The organism is Paraburkholderia caribensis, from assembly GCF_002902945.1.
Classification (GTDB): Bacteria; Pseudomonadota; Gammaproteobacteria; order Burkholderiales; family Burkholderiaceae; genus Paraburkholderia; species Paraburkholderia caribensis.
Genome location: NZ_CP026101.1, coordinates 2,580,700 through 2,602,717, shown reverse-complemented (window position 1 = coordinate 2,602,717; position 22,018 = coordinate 2,580,700). Strand labels below are relative to the sequence as shown.

At 64.0% G+C, this 22,018-nt stretch carries 20 protein-coding genes; 9 read left to right on the top strand and 11 right to left on the bottom strand.

Features of this window, described 5'->3' with window-relative positions:
* The first annotated feature begins 66 nt into the window (after positions 1-66).
* Positions 67-2,124, top strand: coding sequence for an NAD(+) synthase (locus C2L66_RS11605; RefSeq protein WP_060600023.1), 2,058 nt, complete (start codon positions 67-69; stop codon positions 2,122-2,124).
* 132 nt (positions 2,125-2,256) lie between these two features.
* Positions 2,257-2,595, top strand: coding sequence for a P-II family nitrogen regulator (gene glnK / locus C2L66_RS11600; RefSeq protein ID WP_007587958.1), 339 nt, complete (start codon positions 2,257-2,259; stop codon positions 2,593-2,595).
* A 257-nt stretch (positions 2,596-2,852) separates the two neighbouring features.
* Here the strand turns inward: glnK and C2L66_RS11595 are convergent, their stop codons facing one another.
* The 5 genes from C2L66_RS11595 to C2L66_RS11575 all read right to left on the bottom strand — a co-directional run bounded on the left by C2L66_RS11595 (position 2,853) and on the right by C2L66_RS11575 (position 7,831).
* Complete coding sequence (locus tag C2L66_RS11595) at positions 2,853-3,962, bottom strand: porin (RefSeq protein WP_054930025.1); 1,110 nt, start codon at positions 3,960-3,962, stop codon at positions 2,853-2,855.
* Positions 3,963-4,540: 578 nt separating this feature from the next.
* The gene (locus tag C2L66_RS11590; protein WP_054929951.1) at positions 4,541-5,326 is read right to left on the bottom strand and encodes an ABC transporter ATP-binding protein; all 786 of its coding nucleotides are present in this window, start codon (positions 5,324-5,326) and stop codon (positions 4,541-4,543) included.
* 30 nt (positions 5,327-5,356) lie between these two features.
* Entirely contained in the window at positions 5,357-6,070 is a 714-nt protein-coding gene (locus C2L66_RS11585; protein ID WP_054929952.1) for an ABC transporter permease, read from the bottom strand.
* On the bottom strand, positions 6,067-6,756 hold the full coding sequence (locus C2L66_RS11580; protein WP_054929953.1) for an ABC transporter permease: 690 nt from the start codon (positions 6,754-6,756) through the stop codon (positions 6,067-6,069). Before C2L66_RS11580 ends, C2L66_RS11585 begins: the two co-directional genes overlap by 4 nt.
* A 298-nt stretch (positions 6,757-7,054) precedes the next feature.
* Positions 7,055-7,831: an ABC transporter substrate-binding protein gene (locus C2L66_RS11575; RefSeq protein WP_060600025.1), complete on the bottom strand. Its 777-nt coding sequence runs from the start codon at positions 7,829-7,831 to the stop codon at positions 7,055-7,057.
* 534 nt (positions 7,832-8,365) lie between these two features.
* On the opposite strand from C2L66_RS11575, the gene C2L66_RS11570 reads away from it, so the two are divergent.
* On the top strand, positions 8,366-9,073 hold the full coding sequence (locus tag C2L66_RS11570) for a pirin family protein (protein ID WP_060602526.1): 708 nt from the start codon (positions 8,366-8,368) through the stop codon (positions 9,071-9,073).
* Positions 9,074-9,202: 129 nt separating this feature from the next.
* Here the strand turns inward: C2L66_RS11570 and C2L66_RS11565 are convergent, their stop codons facing one another.
* Complete coding sequence (locus C2L66_RS11565; protein WP_060600027.1) at positions 9,203-9,751, bottom strand: periplasmic heavy metal sensor; 549 nt, start codon at positions 9,749-9,751, stop codon at positions 9,203-9,205.
* Between the two features lie 223 nt (positions 9,752-9,974).
* Here C2L66_RS11565 and C2L66_RS11560 point away from each other — a divergent pair, with 223 nt between their 5' ends.
* A complete protein-coding gene (locus tag C2L66_RS11560) occupies positions 9,975-10,700 on the top strand; it encodes a response regulator (RefSeq protein ID WP_007587938.1) in 726 nt (241 codons plus the stop codon).
* Positions 10,684-12,012 (top strand): ATP-binding protein, encoded by a 1,329-nt coding sequence (locus C2L66_RS11555; RefSeq protein ID WP_054930027.1) that lies wholly within the window; start codon positions 10,684-10,686, stop codon positions 12,010-12,012. Before C2L66_RS11560 ends, C2L66_RS11555 begins: the two co-directional genes overlap by 17 nt.
* Positions 12,013-12,117: 105 nt before the next feature.
* Here C2L66_RS11555 and C2L66_RS11550 read toward each other — a convergent pair whose 3' ends face one another.
* Positions 12,118-12,384, bottom strand: a complete 267-nt coding sequence (locus C2L66_RS11550) for a double-stranded DNA-specific endonuclease (RefSeq protein WP_054929957.1) — start codon at positions 12,382-12,384, stop codon at positions 12,118-12,120.
* A 181-nt stretch (positions 12,385-12,565) separates the two neighbouring features.
* Entirely contained in the window at positions 12,566-14,245 is a 1,680-nt protein-coding gene (locus C2L66_RS11545; RefSeq protein WP_054930028.1) for a sensor domain-containing diguanylate cyclase, read from the bottom strand.
* Between the two features lie 718 nt (positions 14,246-14,963).
* Here C2L66_RS11545 and C2L66_RS11540 point away from each other — a divergent pair.
* On the top strand, positions 14,964-16,718 hold the full coding sequence (locus C2L66_RS11540) for an ABC transporter permease (RefSeq protein WP_060600029.1): 1,755 nt from the start codon (positions 14,964-14,966) through the stop codon (positions 16,716-16,718).
* A gap of 22 nt (positions 16,719-16,740) precedes the next feature.
* Entirely contained in the window at positions 16,741-18,084 is a 1,344-nt protein-coding gene (locus tag C2L66_RS11535; protein WP_054929959.1) for an ABC transporter ATP-binding protein, read from the top strand.
* Positions 18,085-18,176: 92 nt separating this feature from the next.
* On the opposite strand, the gene C2L66_RS11530 is transcribed toward C2L66_RS11535, so the two are convergent.
* The 3 genes from C2L66_RS11530 to C2L66_RS11520 form a co-directional block, all read right to left on the bottom strand.
* Entirely contained in the window at positions 18,177-18,731 is a 555-nt protein-coding gene (locus tag C2L66_RS11530; protein ID WP_054929960.1) for a hypothetical protein, read from the bottom strand.
* On the bottom strand, positions 18,728-19,267 hold the full coding sequence (locus C2L66_RS11525; protein WP_374727070.1) for a hypothetical protein: 540 nt from the start codon (positions 19,265-19,267) through the stop codon (positions 18,728-18,730). The genes C2L66_RS11530 and C2L66_RS11525 overlap by 4 nt, the downstream gene beginning before the upstream one ends.
* A gap of 417 nt (positions 19,268-19,684) precedes the next feature.
* Complete coding sequence (locus C2L66_RS11520; protein ID WP_054929961.1) at positions 19,685-20,740, bottom strand: sigma-54 interaction domain-containing protein; 1,056 nt, start codon at positions 20,738-20,740, stop codon at positions 19,685-19,687.
* A 429-nt stretch (positions 20,741-21,169) separates the two neighbouring features.
* On the opposite strand from C2L66_RS11520, the gene C2L66_RS11515 reads away from it, so the two are divergent.
* Entirely contained in the window at positions 21,170-21,487 is a 318-nt protein-coding gene (locus C2L66_RS11515; RefSeq protein ID WP_060600031.1) for a DUF883 family protein, read from the top strand.
* Positions 21,488-21,556: 69 nt separating this feature from the next.
* Positions 21,557-21,808, top strand: a complete 252-nt coding sequence (locus C2L66_RS11510; protein ID WP_054930030.1) for a hypothetical protein — start codon at positions 21,557-21,559, stop codon at positions 21,806-21,808.
* Positions 21,809-22,018: the final 210 nt, after the last annotated feature.

The following is a 22,018-nucleotide window of genomic DNA, read 5'->3' as shown; positions in this document are numbered from 1 at the left end:
TGATCGATAGCAGCTGTTTCGCGCGCGAGCGTTTCTCCCCGTTCGCGCGCATTAGGAATCCCGGACATGAAAGGCAACTTCTTCAACCTGTATTCGCACCGTTTTGCACGTGTCGCGGTGGGCGTGCCGCGCTGCCGCGTCGCCGATCCGGCCTTCAATGCCGACGAGACGCTAGCGCTAGCGCGCGAGGCCGCAGCAAAAGGCGCGGCGCTCGTCGCGTTCCCCGAGCTCGGCCTGCCCGCCTATACCTGCGACGACCTCTTCCATCAGCGCGCGCTGCTCGATGCATGCAAGACCGCGCTGGCAAAGATCGTCGACGCGTCGAAGACGCTGCCCGTTGCGTTGATCGTCGGCATGCCGCTGCAGGTGGACCACAGCCTGTACAACTGCGCGATCGTCGTCGCACGCGGTGTCGTGCTGGGGGCGGTGCCGAAGACGTATCTGCCGAACTACGGCGAGTTCTACGAGGCGCGCCAGTACACACCCGCCGACAGCGCCATCGCGCGCGACATCGAACTGCTCGGCCAGCGCGTGCCGTTCGGCGCGTCGCTGCTGTTCGAACTGACCGACGTGCCGGACTTCCGCTTTCACGTTGAGATCTGCGAGGACGTGTGGGTGCCCATTCCGCCGTCGTCGTTCGCGGCGCTCGCGGGCGCGACCGTGCTGGTGAACCTGTCGGCGTCGAACGTCGTGGTCGGCAAGTCGGGCTACCGGCATCAGCTGGTCGGCCAGCAGTCGGCGCGCTGTCTCGCGGCGTATCTGTACACGTCGGCGGGACGCGGCGAATCGTCGACGGATATGGCCTGGGACGGCCAGGCGCTGATCTACGAGAACGGCGAGATGCTCGCCGAGTCCGAACGCTTTCTCGACGACTCGCACATGATTTTCGCCGACGTCGATCTCGAACGGCTTTCGCACGAACGCATGCGGCAGACCACCTTCGGCATGTCGGTGCAGCGGCACAAAGATGAAGCGGCGAAGTTCCAGATCGTGCGCTTCGCGATCGGGCACGACGCGGCACAGGCGCTGCCGCTTGCGCGCAAGGTCGAGCGCTTTCCGTACGTGCCCGCCGATTCGCGCCGCCGCGACGAGCGTTGCAACGAGGTCTACAACATTCAGGTACAGGCGCTCGTGCAGCGGCTGTCGGCATCGAATATCCAGAAGGTGGTGATCGGCGTGTCGGGCGGGCTCGACTCGACGCATGCGCTGCTCGTCTGCGCGAAGGCGATGGACCGTCTGAAGCTGCCGCGCACCAACATTATCGGCGTGACGATGCCGGGCTTCGCCACCAGCGACCGCACGCTCAAGCAGGCGCGAGAATTGATGAGCGTGGTCGGCTGCACGGCGATGGAAATCGATATCCGGCCAAGCTGCGAGCAGATGCTGAACGACCTCGGCCATCCCTATTCGGCGGGCGAGGCGAAGTACGACATCACCTTCGAGAACGTGCAGGCGGGCGAGCGCACGAACCATCTGTTCCGTCTCGCCAATTTTCACAACGGCATCGTGATCGGCACGGGCGATCTGAGCGAGCTGGCACTCGGCTGGTGCACATACGGCGTGGGCGATCACATGTCGCACTACAGCGTGAACGCGAGCGTGCCGAAGACGCTGATCACGCATCTGGTGCGTTGGGTCGCGGAGACGGGCGCCGTTGGCAAGAGCGGCTCGGACACGCTGCTTAACGTGCTTGCCACGGAAATCAGCCCTGAGCTCGTGCCGGGCAAATCGGCCGGCGCGATCGAGCAGAAGACGGAGTCGTTCATCGGGCCATACGAACTGCAGGACTTCAATCTGTTCTACATCCTGCGTTACGGCTTTTCGCCGTCGAAAGTCGCGTTTCTCGCGCTGCACGCGTGGCGCGACAAAGAGCAGGGCGGCTGGCCGGAAGGCGCGCATGTGGAGCGCAACGAATACGATATTGCCGCGATCAAGCGCAATCTCGGCATCTTCCTGTGGCGCTTCTTCAAGACGAGCCAGTTCAAACGCAGTTGCGTGCCGAATTCGCCGAAGGTCGGCTCGGGTGGTTCGCTGTCGCCGCGCGGCGACTGGCGCGCGCCGAGCGATTCGGAAGCGGCCGTCTGGACCGATGACCTCGCAACCGTTCCGGACAAAGCCGCCTGAAATCAGTCTTTATCTGCCGTTGAGCGCGGCTTACTGCACGCGTTGCCATGACCGGTGCTGGCAACGTGTGCGCTGCGGCGTAGAATCAACGCATCCGAACCTTCCTTTTTCCGAACCGAGACGAGGCCCGCCATGAAACGCATTACCGCCGTCATCAAACCCTTCAAGCTCGACGAAGTCCGCGAAGCGCTCGCCGAAGTCGGCCTGACCGGGCTGACCGTTACCGAAGTCAAAGGCTTTGGCCGCCAGAAAGGACATACCGAGCTGTATCGCGGCGCCGAATACGTCGTCGATTTCCTGCCGAAAGTGAAGATCGAAGTCGTCGTCGCAAACGATCAATGCGATCAGGTGATCGATGCGATCATCGGCGCGGCGCGCACGGGCAAGATCGGCGACGGCAAGATTTTCGTCGCTGACGTGGAGCGTGTGATCCGCATTCGTACGGGCGAGGAGAACGAAGCGGCTGTCTGAGCTTTAGTGCGGGCGTTGCGCCCGTCGTTAGAAAGTGATTCTCGAAAAAGAAGCATCGGCGTTGCACCGCGCCGGTGCTTTTCTGCACGAGCGAAGTGCCTGAGCGACATGCCCGCGCGACATGGATAACGCGCTTGCGCTTTATCGCGCAGAAATAAAAAAAGGTGCGACACCCTTTCGGACATCGCACCGATACGCGCCTCTCGCAGCAGCGTGAAAACCGTTTCTGTTACAGCTGTTCTGTTTGCACCGTTCGATTAGAACGAGTGCTGGATACCTGCGTACACGCCCGTCTGGCTGTGGCCGATCAGCGGGTTGTCGGAAGCCACGGTGTTGCCCGCCGGGTTGGCGTTCAGGCCGTAGTTAGCCGTCTTGCTGTTCTGGACCGTTGCGACCTGGAGGTCGAACAGCGTGCGCTTGGACAGGTTGTACGAGCCACCCAGCGTGTAGATCGTCGCGTTGCCCGCGCCATTGTTGCCGTTCACGTGGTAGACCGCGCCGATCAGCGCTGCTGCCGGCGTTGCTTGCCACGTCACGCCACCCCATTCGTGATCGAGCGTGGTCGGCGTGCCCGGCGTTGCTGCCGTGATGCCCGACGTGCGAATTGCCTGGTACGCGCCCTGAATCTTGAACTGGCCGAGGAACACGTTGAATGCAGCCGTGTACTCGCGTGAGAAGTTGTACGAGTCGTTCAGGCCACCGTTTGCGGGGTTGCGGATTTCGTCATAGATACCGCGAACCTGGAAGAGCGACGACGTGTACGTGACTTGCGCACCGGCTTCGCGACCTTGAGCGGTCGTGCCGTTACCGTTCCAGTTCGTCGCATTCGACAGCGCGTATTGGCCGTAGAAGTCAAGGCCAGCGATCTTCGGCGACTGGTAGGCTACGTTGTTGCTCGATTGCGGCCAGTTGCGGCCACGCACCAGCGATGCCGACGACCAGTTCGACTGACCGAAGGGATCGAAGTCCCACACGCCGTTCGAGATGAACAGCATGCGGCCCATCGTGAACGTACCGTACTGGTCGCTTGCGAAGCCGACGGTTGCCCAACGATTGAAGAGACCGCCGCCGCCCGGGCCAGCACCCGTCATCGTGTTGAACGAGCCTTCCAACTGGAACACGGCCTTGTAGCCGCCGCCCAGATCTTCAGCACCCTTCAAGCCCCACAGGCTGGTACCCCAGTCGCCGCTTTCTGCGCGGAAGCGGTGCGAACTGCTCTGTGCGACACCCGCTGCGTTCGGGTTCGTCGGCACACCCGACATGTACTCCAGACCAGCGTCCAGACGCCCGTACAGCGTCACGCTGCTCTGTGCGTGTGCGGCAACGCCGAAAGTCAGCAGCGCTGCGGCAGCCAAAGCTTTCTTCATCTTCTCCTCCATACCCTGTCAAAAAGTAAAGCCAGTACTGCGAGTGGTGCCCGGACGCCAGCAGCGCCGAGCAGGAATCTTTTCCAGGGAGATGCGCGGTGACCGGTTCTGATGTCGACGTGCAGCCTTTCTGACTGTCTGATCGTCATGCCGATCCCTCGCGACCGGTATCTCCTGTTCGTTCGTTTTGAAGTGAAACTACTTTTCTTGAACTTTGTTTTGCTACTTTCGTTACTAATTTAGCAAAATACCCTTCGGTTGGCGAATAAATTAGTGATGCTCGGTAAAGATGTCTCTAAATTGCAATACCAATATGGGACAAGTGGCGGGCAGAGGGCTGCGAAGGCCCGTCTACGCCTTGTCGCGCAAGGGACACACCGTTGTTAATGACTTGCGTCAAGGATTGCCACTATTGACGGAGAGAATCGTCGGGAGTAGGCGCGTTTTTGCGACCATTCGCGCAGATGTTGGGATGACGAAGCTTTAGGGCTTGCAGGAAGGCGAGGGCGACGCCGCGCGGAAATGAAAAAGGGCGCCCGGTAAGCGCCCTGTAATACTACATAAACTACATTGCAGCCTTATTTCAGGCTTCCCGAGAGGAACTGCTTCAGACGCTCACTCTTCGTGTTCCTGAACACTTCGTCAGGACGGCCTTCTTCTTCGACGCGTCCCTGATGCAGGAACATCACGTGATTCGACACGTTGCGCGCGAAGGCCATTTCGTGGGTGACGACGATCATCGTGCGGCCTTCCTCGGCGAGCGTCTGCATGACCTTCAGCACTTCGCCGACGAGTTCCGGGTCCAGTGCAGACGTGGGCTCGTCGAACAGCATCACGTCGGGGTTCATCGTCAGCGCGCGGGCGATCGCCACGCGCTGCTGCTGGCCGCCCGACAGATGCGACGGATACTGCTTCTCGAGACGCGGCGCGAGACCGACTTTCTCCAGATACGTGCGGGCGCGATCCTCGGCTTCCTTACGCGGAATGCCGAGCACATGCAGCGGCGCTTCGATGATGTTCTCGAGCACCGTCATGTGCGTCCACAGGTTGAAGTGCTGGAACACCATGGAAAGCCTGGTGCGCATCTTCTGCAACTGCTTGGGGTCCGACACGCGCAACGCGCCGTGCTTGTCCTTCAGCGTGCGGATCTCCTTGCCTTCGACGAAGATGCGCCCGGCGTTGGGCTGCTCGAGAAAGTTGATGCAGCGGAGCATCGTGCTCTTGCCCGAGCCGGACGAGCCGATCACGCTGATGACGTCGCCGCGGTTCGCGCGCAGCGTGACGCCCTTGAGAACTTCGTTGTCGCCGTACTGCTTGTGCAGGTTGTCGACGAAAAGCATTTGCGGTGTAGCGGGAGTGTTCATCGGGGTCCTTGACTTGCTATGGTCGGCGCCTTACTTGCCTTGCGGGCGCAGATAAGCGAGCCAGCGGCGCTCGGCGCGGCGGAACAGCCAGACGAGCCCAAAAGAGATGATCAGGTAGAGCAGGGCGGCGATGCCGAACGCGTCGAACGAACGATACGTTGCCGAGTTGACGTCGCGCGCGATCTTCAGGATGTCGGGCACCGTCGCGGTGAAGGCGACCGTGGTGGCGTGCAGCATGAGGATCACTTCGTTGCTGTAGTACGGCAGTGCGCGGCGCAGCGCCGACGGCAGAATCACACGGCGATACAGCGTGAACTGCGACATGCCGTACGCGCGCGCGGCCTCGATCTCGCCGTACGGCGTCGCCTTGATCGCGCCCGCGAAAATCTCCGTCGTGTACGCACAGGTGTTCAGTGTGAACGCGAGCAGCGTGCAGTGCATGCCGTCGCGGAAGAACGCGTTGGTGAGTTCGTTCGAGCGGATGATCTCCAGGCTATACAGGCCCGTGTAGCAGAGCAACAGTTGCACGTACAACGGTGTGCCACGGAAGATATACGTATACAGCCACACCAGGCTCGACAGCCACTTCTTCTTCGACACGCGCGCGACGGCGAGCGGCACCGACAGACAGAAGCCAAGGCCAATGGATACGACCAGCAGCCACAACGTGATTGCAACGCCCGTGAAGCGGTAGCCGTCCGTATACAGATAGTTGCGCCAGTATTCGTGGATCAGCTCGATCATAGTTCCGCCTTGCGCACGCCAGTCGAGTAGCGTTTTTCGAGGTACATCAGCACGAAGTTCGAGACCGTCGTGATGAGCAGATAGATGGCGCCCGCCATCAGCGTGAAGAAGAAGAACCGCAGCGTGCCCTTGCCGGCATCCTGTGCCGCCTTGACGACATCCGCGAGGCCGATGATCGACACGAGCGCCGTCGCCTTGACCATCACCTGCCAGTTATTGCCGATGCCCGGCAGCGCGAAGCGCATCATCTGCGGGAACATGATCCGCGTGAATACCTGCCAGCCCGTCATGCCGTACGCGGCGCCCGCTTCAAGCTGGCCACGCGGCACGGCGAGAAACGCGCCGCGGAACGTCTCGGTGAAATACGCGCCGTAGATGAAGCCGAGCACGGCGACGCCGGCGACGAATGGATCGATGTCGATCTGATCCCAGCCGAGCATGTCGGTGAGGTTGTTCAGCCAGATCTGGATGCTGTAGAAGAGCAGCAGCATGAGCACGAGATCGGGGACGCCGCGAATCAGCGTCGTGTAGACCGTGCCGGCGCCCTGTGTGATCCTGTTCTTCGACAGCTTCGCGGCCGCGCCGAGCAGGCCGAGCACGAACGCGAATGCGAGCGACAGGATTGCCAGCTTCACGGTTTGCACCGTGCCGGCAAAGATGAGCGGGCCGTAGCCTTGAAAGAACATAGTGGGTCCTTGACGACGCTCCCGGGCGCCGCGAAAGACGCGGCACTCCGTACGCTGCTGCGGTTCGTCCGAAGGCGGATGCCTTCGATGTTCCCCGTGCGGCGCACAGCATGCCGCTGTGCGAATCATGACTGCCTGGCCGGTACTACCTGGCTGGCCGGCAGCGCGTTTTCCTGCCTTGTTCTACTGCGTTGTTGCTCTCGGTCCGACTTTATTACGAAGCCTGCAGACTGGCCCATCCGGGCCAGCCCCGAGCTTGCGCCGCATCTGAGGCGATGCAGCGGATTTTCAGTGCCTGTTACCGGCTCTGGTAAATATCGACGTCGAAATACTGCTTTTCGAGCTTCGTGAACGTACCGTCCTGGTGAAGCTCGGCAAGCGCCTTGTTCAGCTTCGCCTTCAACTCGCCGTCTTCCTTGCGCACGCCGATGGCCGTCCCTTCGCCGAGCGTCTTCGGGTCCTTCACTTCCGGGCCCGCCCACGCGAAATCCTTGCCGCGCGGCGTTTTCAGGAAGCCGGCGTCGGCCTGCAACTCGTCCTGCAGCGCGGCGTCGAGACGCCCGGTTGCCAGATCCGCGTAGACCTGATCCTGGTTCGGGTAAGGCACGATCGTCACGCCTTTCGGCTCCCAGTACGCGTTCGCGTACGCTTCCTGCGTCGAGCCCTGCTCGACGCCGACGTGCTTGCCTTTCAGGGATTCAACCGTCGGCAGCAGCGGCGAGCCCTTCTTCGCGATCATCCGCGCGGGCGCGTCGAACAGCCTGTCGGAGAAGTCGATCTGCTCGCGGCGCTTGTCGGTCACGGTCAGCGACGACACGATGATGTCGAACTTCTTGCCCTTCAGCGCCGGAATGATGCCGTCGAGATCCTGCGCAATCCATACGCATTTGACGTTCATCTTCGCGCACAGCGCACGGGTCAGATCGACGTCGAAACCGACCATCTGGCCGCTCGGCGCCACGGATTCGAACGGCGGATAGCTGGCGTCGACCCCGATACGCACGGTTTTCCATTCTTTTGCCATGGCACCCGAAGCCATCACGGCGAGCGCCACGCACAGTGCGTACTTCTTCATGTTTCTCCTGACTTCCCGGTCGCCGCGTGCCTGCTTGCGGTGACGGCAGCCCGTGTGCGGCCGGCCGTCGCCATTCTAGGCGGACAAAAATAGGCTGCCCGTTCCGGCGGCGGATTGTTTGGGCCCGCAGGCCTGTTCCACATCGCCCGACGCCGCCCTTACCCGGTCCGCTTCGTGCGCCATGCGCCCGTGACCTTGCGTTCCGGCCGGGCCCGCGTTGCCGGGTGCGCCGTCCGGACGCGGCACGCGCGTCGACCCATTCCAAAAAGCGCGGTATTTTACCCGAACCGGCGAGCCACGCCAGTGCTTGCGGCATCGAAAAAGCCCTTTGCCGCCAGAGACATGCACGCGCGACACGCGGTCACGGCAGGCCGCCGCGCATCCTTGCCGCGCCGCGGTGGCCGATGCAGCGTGCATCACGCGGCTTTCGGGCATTGCCATCATTTATGAAACGATCCGGTGCGGCGGCGCGGATTGTGCCTCGCGGGCGCAGCCCATACATTCCCGTCATCGGCAATTTTCATGGAGATTCAGATGATCAGGATTCGTCGTTCCGACGAGCGCGGCCACGCCAACCACGGCTGGCTGAACGCCAAACACAGCTTCTCGTTTGCCGATTACCACGATCCCGAGCACATGCACTTCGGTCCGCTGCGCGTCATCAACGAGGACCGGATTGCTGCGGGGCAGGGTTTCGGCACGCACGGGCATCGCGACATGGAGATCGTCACCTATGTGCTCGACGGCGCGCTGTCGCACCGCGACAGTCTCGGCAACGGCTCGACGATCCGCCCCGGCGACGTGCAGCGCATGAGCGCGGGCACGGGCGTGATGCACAGCGAGTTCAACGGATCGCAGGAAGACCCGCTGCATCTGCTGCAGATCTGGATCATCCCGAAACGCGCGGGCGACGCGCCGGGCTACGAGGAAAAGCGCTTCACCGATGCCGACAAGCGCGGGCGGCTGCGCGTCGTGGCGGCGCCGGACGGCCGCGACGGCGCGGTGACGATCCACGCCGATGCGTCGATCTACGCCGGTCTCTTCGACGGCGCGGAACGTGACGAGCTTGCGCTCGCAGCGGGGCGCCAGGCGTATGTGCACGTTGCGCGCGGCGCCGTCACGGTCAATGGCGAGGCATTGAAGGCGGGCGACGCCGCGATGATCACCGATACCTCGAGCGTCACGGTCGAAAACGGCGAGGGCGCGGAAGTGCTGCTGTTCGACCTCGGTCAGCTGCGTTGAGCGAGGCGGGGCTTTTGTTCATGCCGTCCGTGCTGCCCGTGCTGCCGGACCGCCCATGAAACAACGCCACGGAAGCTGCCTTCCGTGGCGTTGTGTTGCGCGTCTATCAGGCAACGCGGCTAACCCGCCTCAAGGTTTCACCGCCGACGCGGCAGCGTCGCCCTGATGCTTTTCCCAACGCTCGCGCATCTTCTGATGACGCTGCTCCATCTTCGCGAAGTGCTGCTTGAGCGCGGTGCTGACGGTGGTCTTCTGCTGGTCGTTCAGGCCGTTATAGAAGTTCAGCCATGCCGTCGACGTCTGCTCGCGCAGTTGCGCGTCCTTCTGCTCGATCTGCTGATGCGCGGCGTGCATCGCGTTCAGGTCGAGAATCGGTTGCTGCTGCATCTGCTTGAACTGCTGGCGCATCTGCTCGTGGTTCGCGCGCTCGGCCTCATGGCTTTGCTTCATCGTGTCGAGCGCGGCTTGCCATGCCTTTTCCTGATCCGCGTTCAGTTTCAGTTGCCCGTGCAACTGGTTCAGTTCCTTCATGAAGCCGCCGTGGTGCCAGCCCGGACCGCCGTGACCCATGCCGGGTCCGCCGGGACCGCCTTGCGGCTGCGCGGCGAACGCGGACCCGAGACTCAGTGCGAGCGATGCAGCGGCAACGGCGAGAAAGCGTGATGTTTTTTTGGACATTACTGTGCTCCTTGATCAACTGGCCGACGATGCCGCCCGTCTCGAAAGTGGACCAGCGCGCATTCGGTAAGGCACAGCGTAGAGGGATCGAATGGAGGCCGTGTTACGCGTATGCTTGCGGAAGTTACGTGACATTACGTGTGCCTTTCGCGGTAACACCCGGTAACCCTTTCGGGGTCAGTAGGGGCGGAAACGCAGCGGGGCGCGCGTTACACTCCAAGCCATGGCTACTCAAATTCTTGTCGTCGATGACGACGTCGAACTGCGCGATCTGCTGCGCGACTATCTGGCCCGGCAAGGCATCGAAGTGTCGGTGCTGCACGACGCCAGTTCACTGGAGCGCCGCATCGAGCGCGAACGGCCCGACCTGATCGTGCTCGACCTGATGATGCCCGGTGTCGACGGCCTCACGGCGTTGCGCAAGCTGCGCGCGTCAGGCGACGACATCCCCGTCATCATGCTGACGGCGCGTGCGGACGACGTGGACCGCATCGTCGGCCTGGAACTCGGCGCTGACGACTACCTCGGCAAGCCGTTCAACCCGCGCGAACTGCTGGCGCGCGTGCAGGCGGTGTTGCGCCGCCGCAAGACGCTGCCGTCGGCGGCCGCGCCCGAACAGCGCGAGCCGTTCTCGTTCGGCCGCTTCACGCTGGACTTCCAGTCGCGCACGCTGCATCAGGAAGGCAAGCCGCTCACGTTGTCGGGCAGCGAATTCGCGCTCCTGAAGATCTTCGTCAATCACCCGATGCGCACGCTCACGCGCGAGCGCCTGCTCGAACTGCTGCACGGTCCCGAATACGATGGCACCGACCGTGGCATCGACGTGCAGGTGTGGCGCCTGCGCCGCATTCTCGAAACCGATCCGTCGGTGCCGCGCTTCATTCAGACCGTGCGCGGGCGCGGATACGTGTTCGTCCCCGATGGCGAGCAACATGCGGCGTCCAATTGATTCGTTGTTCGGGCGGCTCGCGCTGCTCGTCGTCTGTGTGTTGCTGGTGTCGCATTTCGCGTGGTATCTGCTAGTGCGCTTCGAGCGTAACCAGTCGCAGACGCGCTACGCCGTCGAAGAAGCCGTGTTCCTCGTCGACGCGGTGCGCGACCACGTCAGGCGCGAGCCGGATCAGCCGCTGCCTTCGCGCGTGCGCCTCGTCGATCCTGCGAGCGCCGACGTGCCGCCCGACGTGTCGAATTTGCCCGCGCCGCTCGACCGTTTCGTCGACGACGTGCGCGACCGTCTGCCCACCTCGACGCAGGTGCGCGTCGGCACGCCGGGCAAGCCGCCCGCGCTGTGGGTTCGCGCGGCGAGCGACCCAAGCTGGATCGTCGTGCCCGTGCAGCCGTTGCGGCCGCCGCGCTCGCTCGACCGGATGGTCCTGTGGCTCGGCATCATTTTCTCGGCTGGCGTGATGGCGGCACTCTTTGCCGCGTGGCAGTTGCAGCAGCCGCTGCGCTCGCTCGCGCAGGCGGTGACGCGCTTCGGGCGCGGCCTGCCCGTGCCGCCCGTGCGCGAGCGCGGCCCGCGTGAACTGCGGCAGCTGACGCACGGCTTCAACCAGATGGTGCAGGAGGTCGCGCGTACCGAGCACGATCGCGCGGTCATGTTGGCGGGCGTCGCGCATGACCTGAAGACGCCGCTTGCGCGTCTGCGGCTGCGCGCCGAGATGATGGACGATGCGAAGACGCGCGACGGCGTGGTGCGCGACGTCGATTCGATGACGCATATCGTCGAGCAGTTTCTGGTGTTCGCGCACGACGGCGGCGACCGCAGCGAACCCGTCGAAGTCGATTCGCAGTGCGAGCGCGTGGTGCGCAGCTATCGCGCGGTGTCGGGCGGCGCGCCGACGGTGCAGACGGATCTGCGCGCCGGTCCGGGCTTCATGCTGCCCGCCGCCACGCTCGATCGCATCCTGTCCAACCTGCTCGACAACGCGCATGCGTACGGCGCGCCGCCCGTCATCGTGGCGACGGCGCGCACGTCGCAGGGTTTCACGCTGGCGGTCACGGACAACGGCAGCGGCATCGCCGCACAGGATCTGATCAACGCGAGCCGGCCGTTCGTGCGGCTCGATCCGGCGCGCGGCGGCAATGGCCACAGCGGGCTGGGCCTTGCAATCGTCGAGCGGCTCGTGCGGCGTGCGGGCGGCGAATGGCAGATCGGCAACAACGATGCGCCAGACGGCGGGCGAGGCCTGCGCGTGCAGATGACGTTCCCGCTGGAAACGGTGTCGCGCACGGTGGCCGCGTCGGAAATCGTCTGGTGAGTGTGATGGGCCGCGCGCTTCGGCTGCGCGGCATTCGGAAACGGGCTCGGGGCAGCGTGATGGCAGGTGCCCCGTCTTCGCCGTTGGATCAAACAGGCAGCATGCCTATTCGGTGAAGAGCGTGTTGAGCGCGGCGGCGGCTTCGCTGTCCACGGTGTTCCACGTCACCGTGTCCGCCTCGAAGATGTAGTGCGTCGTGTACTTGCCGAGACGCGAGAGAATTTCTTCCTGTATCACTTCGGGCGCCACATCCAGCTTTAGATACCACGCGGTCGACGACAGGCGCGTCTGAAACGCGCCGTACTCTGCGAGCAGATGATCGAAGGCGTCAGCGTCCTGATCGCGGCAGACGATGACCAGATTTCCCTTCATGCGAACCTCCGGGGGAGCGTAGAGCGGTGATCACAACTTTCGGATGAAAGTCGATGATACCTGCTTAAGCTCCACTTGCCCGGCGGCATCGCCGTGCGCGATGCAGCGCGCATCGCTGACCGGTCAGCGAACGTTGCGCGTGCTTACATGCCTTCATCGGGCGTTATCGGGCTGACTGGCTTCACCAGGCATTGGCGGGCGTGCGCGCGGGCGGCGCGGTATCGTCGGGCGGCACGGCCTCGCTGCGGTCGCGTCCGCCTTGTTTCGCGGCATAGAGCGCCTGATCGGCGCGGCTGATGATGCGCTCGGGCAGATCTTCCGCCGACAGTTCCGTGATGCCGATGCTCACGCTCAGGCCGACCGACTGCGGCAGCTTCGCCGACGGCGTCGCCTTCAAACGGACGCGCAACCGCTCGACCACTTCGAGGCCGGTGCCGAGCGGTGTTGTCGGCAGCAGAATGCCGAATTCCTCGCCGCCCAGCCGGCCGATCGCGTCGCTGCCGCGCAGCTCGGTGCGGCAGGTGTCGACGAAGTGTTCGAGCGCGCGGTCGCCCGCCGCGTGGCCGAAGCGGTCGTTGATCTGCTTGAAGTGGTCGAGATCGGCGATCGCCATGCACAGCGGCTCGCCCGTCGTGCGCGCGCGGTCGATTTCATGACGCAGCAGATCGAGGAAATAGCGCCGCGACAGCGCGCCCGTGAGCGCGTCATGACGCGCTTCCGCGGACAACAGCGTGTTCGCCGACTGCAGCTGCTCGGCCAGCACGCGGGTGGCGCGGTGATGGCGCCGCTCGCGCAGATACGACACGGTGATGACCCAGGCGAGCGCCACCGTGCCCGCGAGCGTCAGAAACACCAGCAGATGATCGCGCTTGTGATTGCGCATCAGCTCGGGCCACGCGATGAGCGGATCGACGAGGTGCGCCGACAGCCCCGAGTTCAACCCGCCGCGCGACTGGTAGAGCGTCGGGATCGGCTGGCCCGGCATGTCGAATAGTTGATCGGCGATCGCGGTCGGCACCCACGGCGCGTCGCCGCGGACCTGGCTCTTGACGGGCTGGATCTGGATGGTTGCGAACTGGTCGCGATGATAGGTGTTCATGCGCTCGGCCGCGTTCATCTGCGTGACGCGCGAGTTCGGCATGGCCTGGCCTTCGAGCGCCGCGTTGTGCGCCATGATGACCACGCCGTTGTCGTCGGTGACGAAGGTGCCGGCGTGCGCGACCCAGTGGCGCAGCCGCGCGATGCCGACCTTGGCGACGATCGCGCCGACCAGCAGGCCGTCGTCATAGACGGGCGCCGAGATGAAGATGCCCGGCTCGCCGCTCATGCGGCCCACGCCGTAGGCTTCGCCGAAGGCGCCGAGCAGGGCGTTGGTCAGGTAGCTGCGCGAGCGCATGTCGAGCCCGACGAACGAATGCGCGTTTTGCGCGTTGCTCGCTGCGACGCACAGCCCGTTGGCGTTGACCAGCCAGATGATGTCGAGGCCCGAGAAGCCCTGGGCGTCGCGCAGGAAGCCGTTGATGCCCGCCAGTTCGGGCGACTTCAACAGTTCTTCGCGATGGGCGGGTTCCAGGTCGACGCCCGACGCGGCATAATTCTGCGAGTGCGTCAGCGCCTGCTGGATCACGCCGAGTTCGGCCATGGTGGCGGGTATGGCCCGCGACATCGCCAGGTCGCTAGCAATCACTTCAGCCATGTTGTAGACGATCGAGGCGGACATCTGCCGCTGCTGGCGCAAGGCGGTATCCAGTTCTTGCTGTACCATCCGGTCCGCGACCAGGCCGGAGGCGAGCCAGCATGCGAGCACGACCAGCACGAAGCTGGCCGGTCCCAATGCCTGGCGCAAGGTTGTCCTTTTCATCGACCCTCTGATCCGTCTGACTGATTCATGCAACAACGTCTTTCGTTGCAACGCGCTGGCGCTGGGCCGTTCCCGCTGATTGCCGCCGTGCGCCGCACGGAGCCAGGATAAATGCGCCGCGCCGCCGTCCTCGTCGCCGTCGGCCAGCAGGTTTCGCCGCATCCCGATTTTAACCGCCGCACGGCCCGGCGCTAGCCAGGATTTGCGCGCGCGAAAGTCCCGTGTGGGTTATTAACGGCCTCCAGCGGGACTTTCTGAATAGCGGCACGGCCATCGGATTGTGGCTCGCACGCGACGGTTCGCCCGAAGCATGCGCAAGCCGGCCTGTTGATGCACGCGGCTTGCCGCTTACAGATCCGTTCCGCCAACCATTCGGCGTGACATTTGAATGTCAACGGTTGTTTCTGTCACACAGGTTGTAGTAGTGTCGTGCCGTCCAAAATGAGGAAAGCTCGCTGGCCTGCCGGCGGCGGCCCGCGCAACACGATTGCGCCGGCCGTAAGTGCAGGCCCGCACGGGGCGCCGCGCGACGTATCCGTCGCCGGCCAATGCGTATTGAACGCCAACGATTTACCGCGCATTAGCGTTTTGCCATGCCTGATTTCCGCTTTCCGGATCGATCCTCGGACCGTCGCGCCGCCGCCAGCCATGCCGGCGCGCGCGTAGCCATCATGGCTGGCGGCATGCTTGCATCCCGCCGCGAAGGGAGGGCCGCCTGATGGATCTGTTCAGCTTCACCCTTAACCGCACCGCCAACGCGTCGGCGTGGCGGGTGCTGCCCAATCGTTGGGATTTCATCGCGTTTCCGCTCATCATCTGCCTGATCGCAATGGCCGTGGTCGGCTTTCACGAGACGATGGCGCCCATTTCGACGCTGCAAAGCGAGCCGATCTCGCTCGACCCGGCGAACCTGCCCGAGTACGCGATGCGTACCACGCTGCGCATGCTCGCCGCGATGGTCGCGTCGCTGACCTTCACGCTGGTCTACGGCACGCTTGCCGCGAAGAGTCGGCGCGCGGGCCAGGTGCTGGTACCGATTCTCGACATCCTGCAGTCGGTGCCCGTGCTGGGGTACATCTCGTTCACGGTGACGTTCTTCCTTGCGCTCTTTCCGTCGCGCGTGCTGGGCGCCGAACTGGCCGCGATCTTCGCGATCTTCACGAGCCAGGCGTGGAACATGACCTTCAGCTTCTACCAGTCGCTGCGCACCGTGCCGCGCGACCTCGACGAAGTGTCGAAGGGCTTCCATCTGACATCCTGGCAGCGCTTCTGGAAGCTCGAAGTGCCGTTCTCGATGCCGGGCCTGATCTGGAACATGATGATGTCGATGTCGGGCGGCTGGTTCTTCGTGGTCGCCTCCGAGGCCATCACGGTCGGCAATCACACCATCACGCTGCCGGGCATCGGCGCGTATCTGGCGGCGGCGATTGCCGGGAAGAACCTGCACGCGATCGGCTGGGTGATCCTGACGATGACGGTCGTGATTCTCGCGTACGACCAGTTCCTGTTCCGGCCGCTCGTCGCGTGGTCCGACAAGTTCCGCATGGAGAACACGAGTTCCGGCGACGCGCCGGAATCGTGGCTGCTCGACCTGATCCGCCGCACCCGGCTGATTCACCGCCTGCTCGTCCCCATCGGCTGGATGTTCGCGAAGGCCGCGCGCGTGCCGATCCGCTTGCCGAGCGTCGGGTCCGTGAAGTTCGCGAAGCCGGCTGTGCTCAAGCCGTCGAGGACGGGCGACATCGTGTGGGCTGTGATCGTCGTGCTGGCGACGGCCTTCGTCGTATATCGCGTGGTTGCGTATGTACGCACGGGCGTGACGCTCGATGAAGTCGGCCATGTGTTCGTGCTCGGCCTCATCACGCTGCTGCGTGTGACGCTGCTGATCGCGCTCGCTTCGGTGGTGTGGCTGCCCATCGGCGTGTTGATCGGGCTGCGCCCCGCGCTCGCCGAGAAGATCCAGCCGCTCGCGCAGTTCCTCGCGGCGTTTCCGGCGAACCTGCTGTTCCCCGTCTTCGTGATCGTGATCGTCAAGTTCAATCTGAACCCGGACATCTGGCTGTCGCCGCTGATCGTGCTCGGCACGCAGTGGTATATCCTGTTCAACGTGATTGCGGGCGCGAGCGCCTATCCGAACGACTATAAGGAAGCCGCGAAGAATTTCCGCATCCGCGGCTGGCAATGGTGGCGCCAGGTCATGCTGCCGGGCGTGTTCCCGTACTACGTGACGGGCGCGATCACCGCCTCGGGCGGCGCGTGGAACGCAAGCATCGTTGCGGAAGCCGTGCAGTGGGGCGATACGAAGCTGGCTGCGCACGGGCTCGGCGCGTATATCGCGCAGTACACGGCAGCGGGCGACTATCCGAAGATCATTCTGGGCATCGCGGTGATGTCCCTGTTCGTGTCCCTCTTCAATCGCGTGTTGTGGCGTCCGTTGTACGCCTACGCCGAAAGCCGCCTGCGGCTCGATTGAGATTCATTGAAGGCAAAACGCGATGCAAAATCCGAAGACCGTAACCGCCGCGCCGATCCAGACGCCGCCGATGCCGCCGCGCCTCGGTGAAGAAATCCTGCGCGTCAAGGACGTGTGCCGTGGGTTCAACAAGACACAAGGCGAACTGCTGGTTCTCGACGACGCCAATCTGTCGCTGCGCGAAGGCGAGATTGTCGGGCTGCTCGGCCGCTCGGGCTCGGGCAAGTCGACACTGCTGCGTATCATCGCCGGCCTGATCGAGCCGACGGGCGGCGAAGTCACCTACATGGGCAAGCCGCTCAAGGGGCCTGCCGAAGGCGTCGCGATGGTGTTCCAGACCTTCGCGCTGTTCCCGTGGCTGACCGTGCTGCAGAACGTGGAAGCGGGGCTCGAGGCGCTCGGCGTCGGCGCACGCGCGCGCCGCGAACGCGCGCTGGCCGCGATCGATCTGATCGGCCTCGACGGCTTCGAGAACGCGTATCCGCGCGAGCTGTCGGGCGGCATGCGCCAGCGGGTCGGCTTTGCACGTGCGCTGGTCGTCGATCCGACGCTGCTGCTGATGGACGAGCCGTTCTCCGCGCTCGACGTGCTGACGGCCGAAACGCTGCGCACCGACCTGCTCGATCTGTGGACGCAAGGGCGCATGCCGATCAAGTCGGTGCTGATCGTCACGCACAACATCGAGGAAGCCGTGTTCATGTGCGACCGCATCCTCGTGCTGTCGTCGAATCCGGGTCGCGTGATCGCCGAGATCAAGGTGCCGTTCAAGCATCCGCGCAACCGTCTCGACCCGGCGTTCCGGCGCCTCGTCGACGACATCTACGCGAAGATGACGGCGCGTCAAAAGGACGAATCGACGAAGAAGGGGCTGGAGTTGCATAGCTGGCTGCCGCATGTGTCGACCAACCTGATGGCGGGTCTGATCGAAACGCTGGCGGCCGCGCCGTATCACGGCCGTGCGGACATGCCGGAAATCGCGCGCTCGCTGCATCTGGAGGTGGACGATCTGTTCCCGATCGCCGAAGTGCTGCAACACCTCGGCTTCGCGGACGTGCGTGAGGGCGATATTTTCCTGACGCCACCCGCGCGCGTGTTCGCCGAGTTCGGCACGCAGGAGCGCAAGATGATGTTCGCCGAGCATCTGCTGCGGCACGTGCCGCTCGCGGCGCGGATCAAGAAGGTGCTGAACGAGCGGCCGGGACACCGCGCGCCGCGCGTGCGCTTCGAGCAGGAACTGGAAGATTTCCTGTCGGACAGCGCCGCCGAAGAAACGCTCGACGCCGTCATCAACTGGGGCCGTTATGCCGAGATCTTCTCGTACAACGACCAGACGGAAATTTTCAGCCTCGAGGACGTGGAGTCCTGACGGCAGCGCGCAAATTGCGTGAGCGGAAGAAGAAGGGGAGCCACGCGGCTCCCCTTTTGTTTTGGTTCCGATGCTCCGCGCTGCGAGCCGCCTTACTGCAGATTGCCCCAGCGCTCGACAGCCGGTTCCGCCGACGCCCATTTCCAATAACCCTTGTTGTCCTGCTGGCAGGCGCTCGCCATGTACCAGCCGACCTTCGCGTCGGGCTTGTCGCCGTCGATGACCGAGAACACGAACTCCTTGCAGATCGCCAGCGACGACGCGAACGCGCGCGTCACGCGCACCTGGCCGTGGCCGTTCTCGATGGGCAGCGTGTGCTTGACGCTCCAGTCGCGTGTCTCGCCGACGGGCATCGCGCCCGCCAGCGCGGCGATCACGTTCTGCTGATCCGAGTGCATCACGCGCATGTAGTGCGCGACAGCTTCGTCGGTGGCGGCCTGTACGGCAATGCCCACGCCGATGCCCACAGCGGGATTGGCGGTGAAGATGCCCGTCGCCGCGCCGGCGCCCGCGCCTGCCGCTGCGCCGACGGAAGCCGAACTGCAGCCGCTGACGATCGCACCCGCACCGATGCACAACGCGCCGACCAGCGCGAGCCGCACAGCCGTCGCCACCCGCAGGCTTCCCGTTGACGGGCGCGCGCTCATTGCAGCGAGCCCCAACGTTCCGTCGCGGGCTCGGCCGACGCCCACTTCCACGCCGTGCCGTCGCGGCAGATCGACGCGACATAGAACGCGCTCGACGCGGGCACGTTTTTGGTCGCAGCCTTGTCGACGGAGAAGACGATTTCCTTGCAGTCCAGTTCGCCCGCGCTGATCGTGCGGCTGACCGTCACGCGGCCATGCTCGTCTTCTTCGAGCGGCACCGAATGCGTGATGCTCCACGGCGCGACGGCACCGACCGCGAGCGGGCCGGCCACCACGGCGATGCTGTCCTGGGTGTTGCGATGGATCACGCGTTCGGAGTACTGCACGCCTGCGCGCGCCGCGGCAACGGCGCCAAGGCCGATACCCGTGGCGACGGCGGCGTTGTCCGTCACTTTCGCGGCGATAGCCGCGCCCGCGATACCGGCGCCCGCCGTGGCACCTTCCGAATAGAGCGATGAGCATCCGCTCAATGTCGTGGTGACGGCGACGGCCAGAGCTGCAATCAGCGTGGCGCTCGGGAAGACGGATCGCCGCATGGCGCTGGGCGGCGTGGCGTGTTTGTCACGGTGCATTGCTTTTTGCATTTCTTCGTCATCGCTCCTGCTCGTGCCTTCGGCGCGTGGAGCGCGCCAGCGCGAAGGCAGATACATCTGATTTTTTCGCTGCGGCATTGTGCAGGATGCGTTTTGTAATTGGCATAGGGAAAATGCAAGCAATTGCAAAAGATGCTGCGTGGCCGAGGTCTTTCTGTTTGGCCTGGTCAGCAGTTGGCATGCCTGAGCAAGGCATGGAGCGCGGCTGGCGCGAGGAGAAATGCGACAAGAGACGCGGCCTGATCGGGAGCCGCGGATGCGAGTGGAGAAGATGCCGCGAAGAAGGGCGTTCGGAAGCCGCACGAACGCCAGAACCGCAAGAACGATGCGCGCGCGCCAAGCTGCGCGCGTCGCTGTCAGTCAGTTGTCGTCGTGATTCGACTCTTCGTCGCCGTAGGCGCTGAGCCGGTTGTACAGCGTCTTGAGACTCACGCCGAGCGCTTTTGCCGCGCGCCGCTTGTCGCCGCCGCAATACTTGAGCGTGCCGAGAATGATCTGCTTCTGCGCATCGGCGAGCGGGGTGCCGATCCACACGCTCATCGAATCGCCGACCGTCACGGGTTTCTTCACGCGCGACATCAGATGCGGATGCGGCAGTTCCACCGCCTTCTCGGCCAGAATGAACGCGCGATACACGGCGTTCTTCAGTTCGCGCACGTTGCCGGGCCACGACCAGGTGCGCAGCGTTTCCATCGAACGCTTGCTGAACACCTTGTTCGTGCCTTCCTGGCGGTTGAGCTCATCGAGGAAATGCACCGCCAGCAGTTCGCGGTCGCCTTCGCGCTCGCGCAGCGGCGGCGCGCGCAGCGGGAACACCGCGAGCCGGTACATCAGGTCTTCGCGCAGGCCGTTTTCCTTCACCGCCACGGCGGGGTCGCGATTGGTCGCGGCGATCACGCGCACGTCGCCGCGAATCAGCTCGGTGCCGCCGACGCGATAGAACGTGCCCGTCTCCAGCGCGCGCAGCAGCTTCACCTGCCGCACGGGCGCCATTTCGGTGACTTCGTCGAGAAACAGCGTGCCGCCGTTCGCGTGCTCGAAGTAGCCGATGCGGCCCTGGACCGCGCCCGTGAAGCTGCCTTTTTCATGGCCGAACAGTTCTGCTTCGATCAGTTCGTCGGGTATCGCGCCGCAGTTGACGGCGACGAACGCGCCGCTTTTGCGCGCGCTATGGTCGTGAATCGTGCGGGCGATCAACTCCTTGCCCGTACCCGATTCGCCAATGATGAGCGCGGTCGCATCGGTCGCGGCCACGCGGTCGATCTGTTCGTAGAGATCCAGCATGACGGGCGATGAGCCGTACAGCGTGCCGTACGACTTCAGTCCCGGGACGTTTTCCGCCGCGCGTTGCTTCGCCGGAGACGCACCGCCGCCATCGGCTTCGGTGGCGGGCGAGTCCAGATCGGTTGACGACATAGGCAAGGGTGTCCTGTGCAATTTCGGGTGGGTGTCGTGAATGGCGCAGGCCAGTATCGAGAGCGTGGATGGCCTTGTAAGAGTGGTCCACTATCTCACAAAAGGCAATTTAACCACTCAGGCGCCATTTCCGGCAAGGCGCATGCTGGTCTGCCGTTCGCTGGCAGTTCGCAAACGTTAACGTACGATCGTGACGTGATGCGGAAAGATTTGCTCGGCAGCAAAGCGCGTCGGGAACTTTGCCCGCATCGTATCTGCCTGCGTCCTGTCCGGAGGACGCCCTGTTTTGCGGAACTCGATGGGAAGCCGTGCGTCGCACGAGGATGCCGGGAACGGCCGTTGCGACGCTCGGGACATGGCGCATGACGCCGGAGCGGTTCATCGACAGATGAGACAAATCCGGTCCCCGCGCCGGAACAGGAGATTGCAATGACGGAAACCACTGAACAGCTCGCGTTGGGGCGACAGAAACTTGTCCAGGATCTCAACGTGCTGTTGACTGATTCGGAAGAAATGCTGCGGCTTGCGGCAGCCGTGCCGGGCGAAGGCCTGGACGCGCTGCGTGAGCGGCTGCGCACGCATGTCGATTCCGTGCAGAACGCGCTTGCCGACGCGCAGACCTCGGCCCAGCGGCGCTATCGCAGCGCCACCGTCCAGACCGAGCGATACGTGCGCCAGAATCCGTGGCAGGCGCTGGGCATCGCTGCCGGCGTCGGCTTCGTGCTCGGCGTGCTTGCCGCGCGCTGAGCGGCGCCATTCCGGCATGGCGGCGGCGTGGCGGCCGTCGTCTCCATTCACGACAACAAGGAGTTCAACATGGCACGACCCAGAATCGGCATATTCGGCGCCCTGTTCGCCGTGGGCAGCGTCCTGGCATGGCGCTGGGTGCAAAAGCAGCGCGCCGCGCAGCCGCCGCTCGCACGTGATCTGACGCGCTGGGAAGGCGAGGGCGGCACGGTGACCGAGCCGGCGCAACCCGCGCCCGGCGCGCAGGTCGCGCCGGCGACGCATCTGCGCAATGGCAACGGTGCGGATCACGGCGACGCCTGGCCGTTTCCGCGCAGCTAGACGGGCACCGACCCGCACGGCGGAAAGGCGATTTAACACGACCGTGCCTGCCGCGTATGCGGGTTGATGCTTTTTCCATCTGAGGCTTTATAATGACCAAAAATCACAACAATAAGTGCTTTTAATAGCAAAATTTACAGTAATTGTTGCGCGGCCGCGTTAATTCGGAAAGTTTTCCCGGCTGAGGCGTTCGTCGTTGCGATGCGAGCG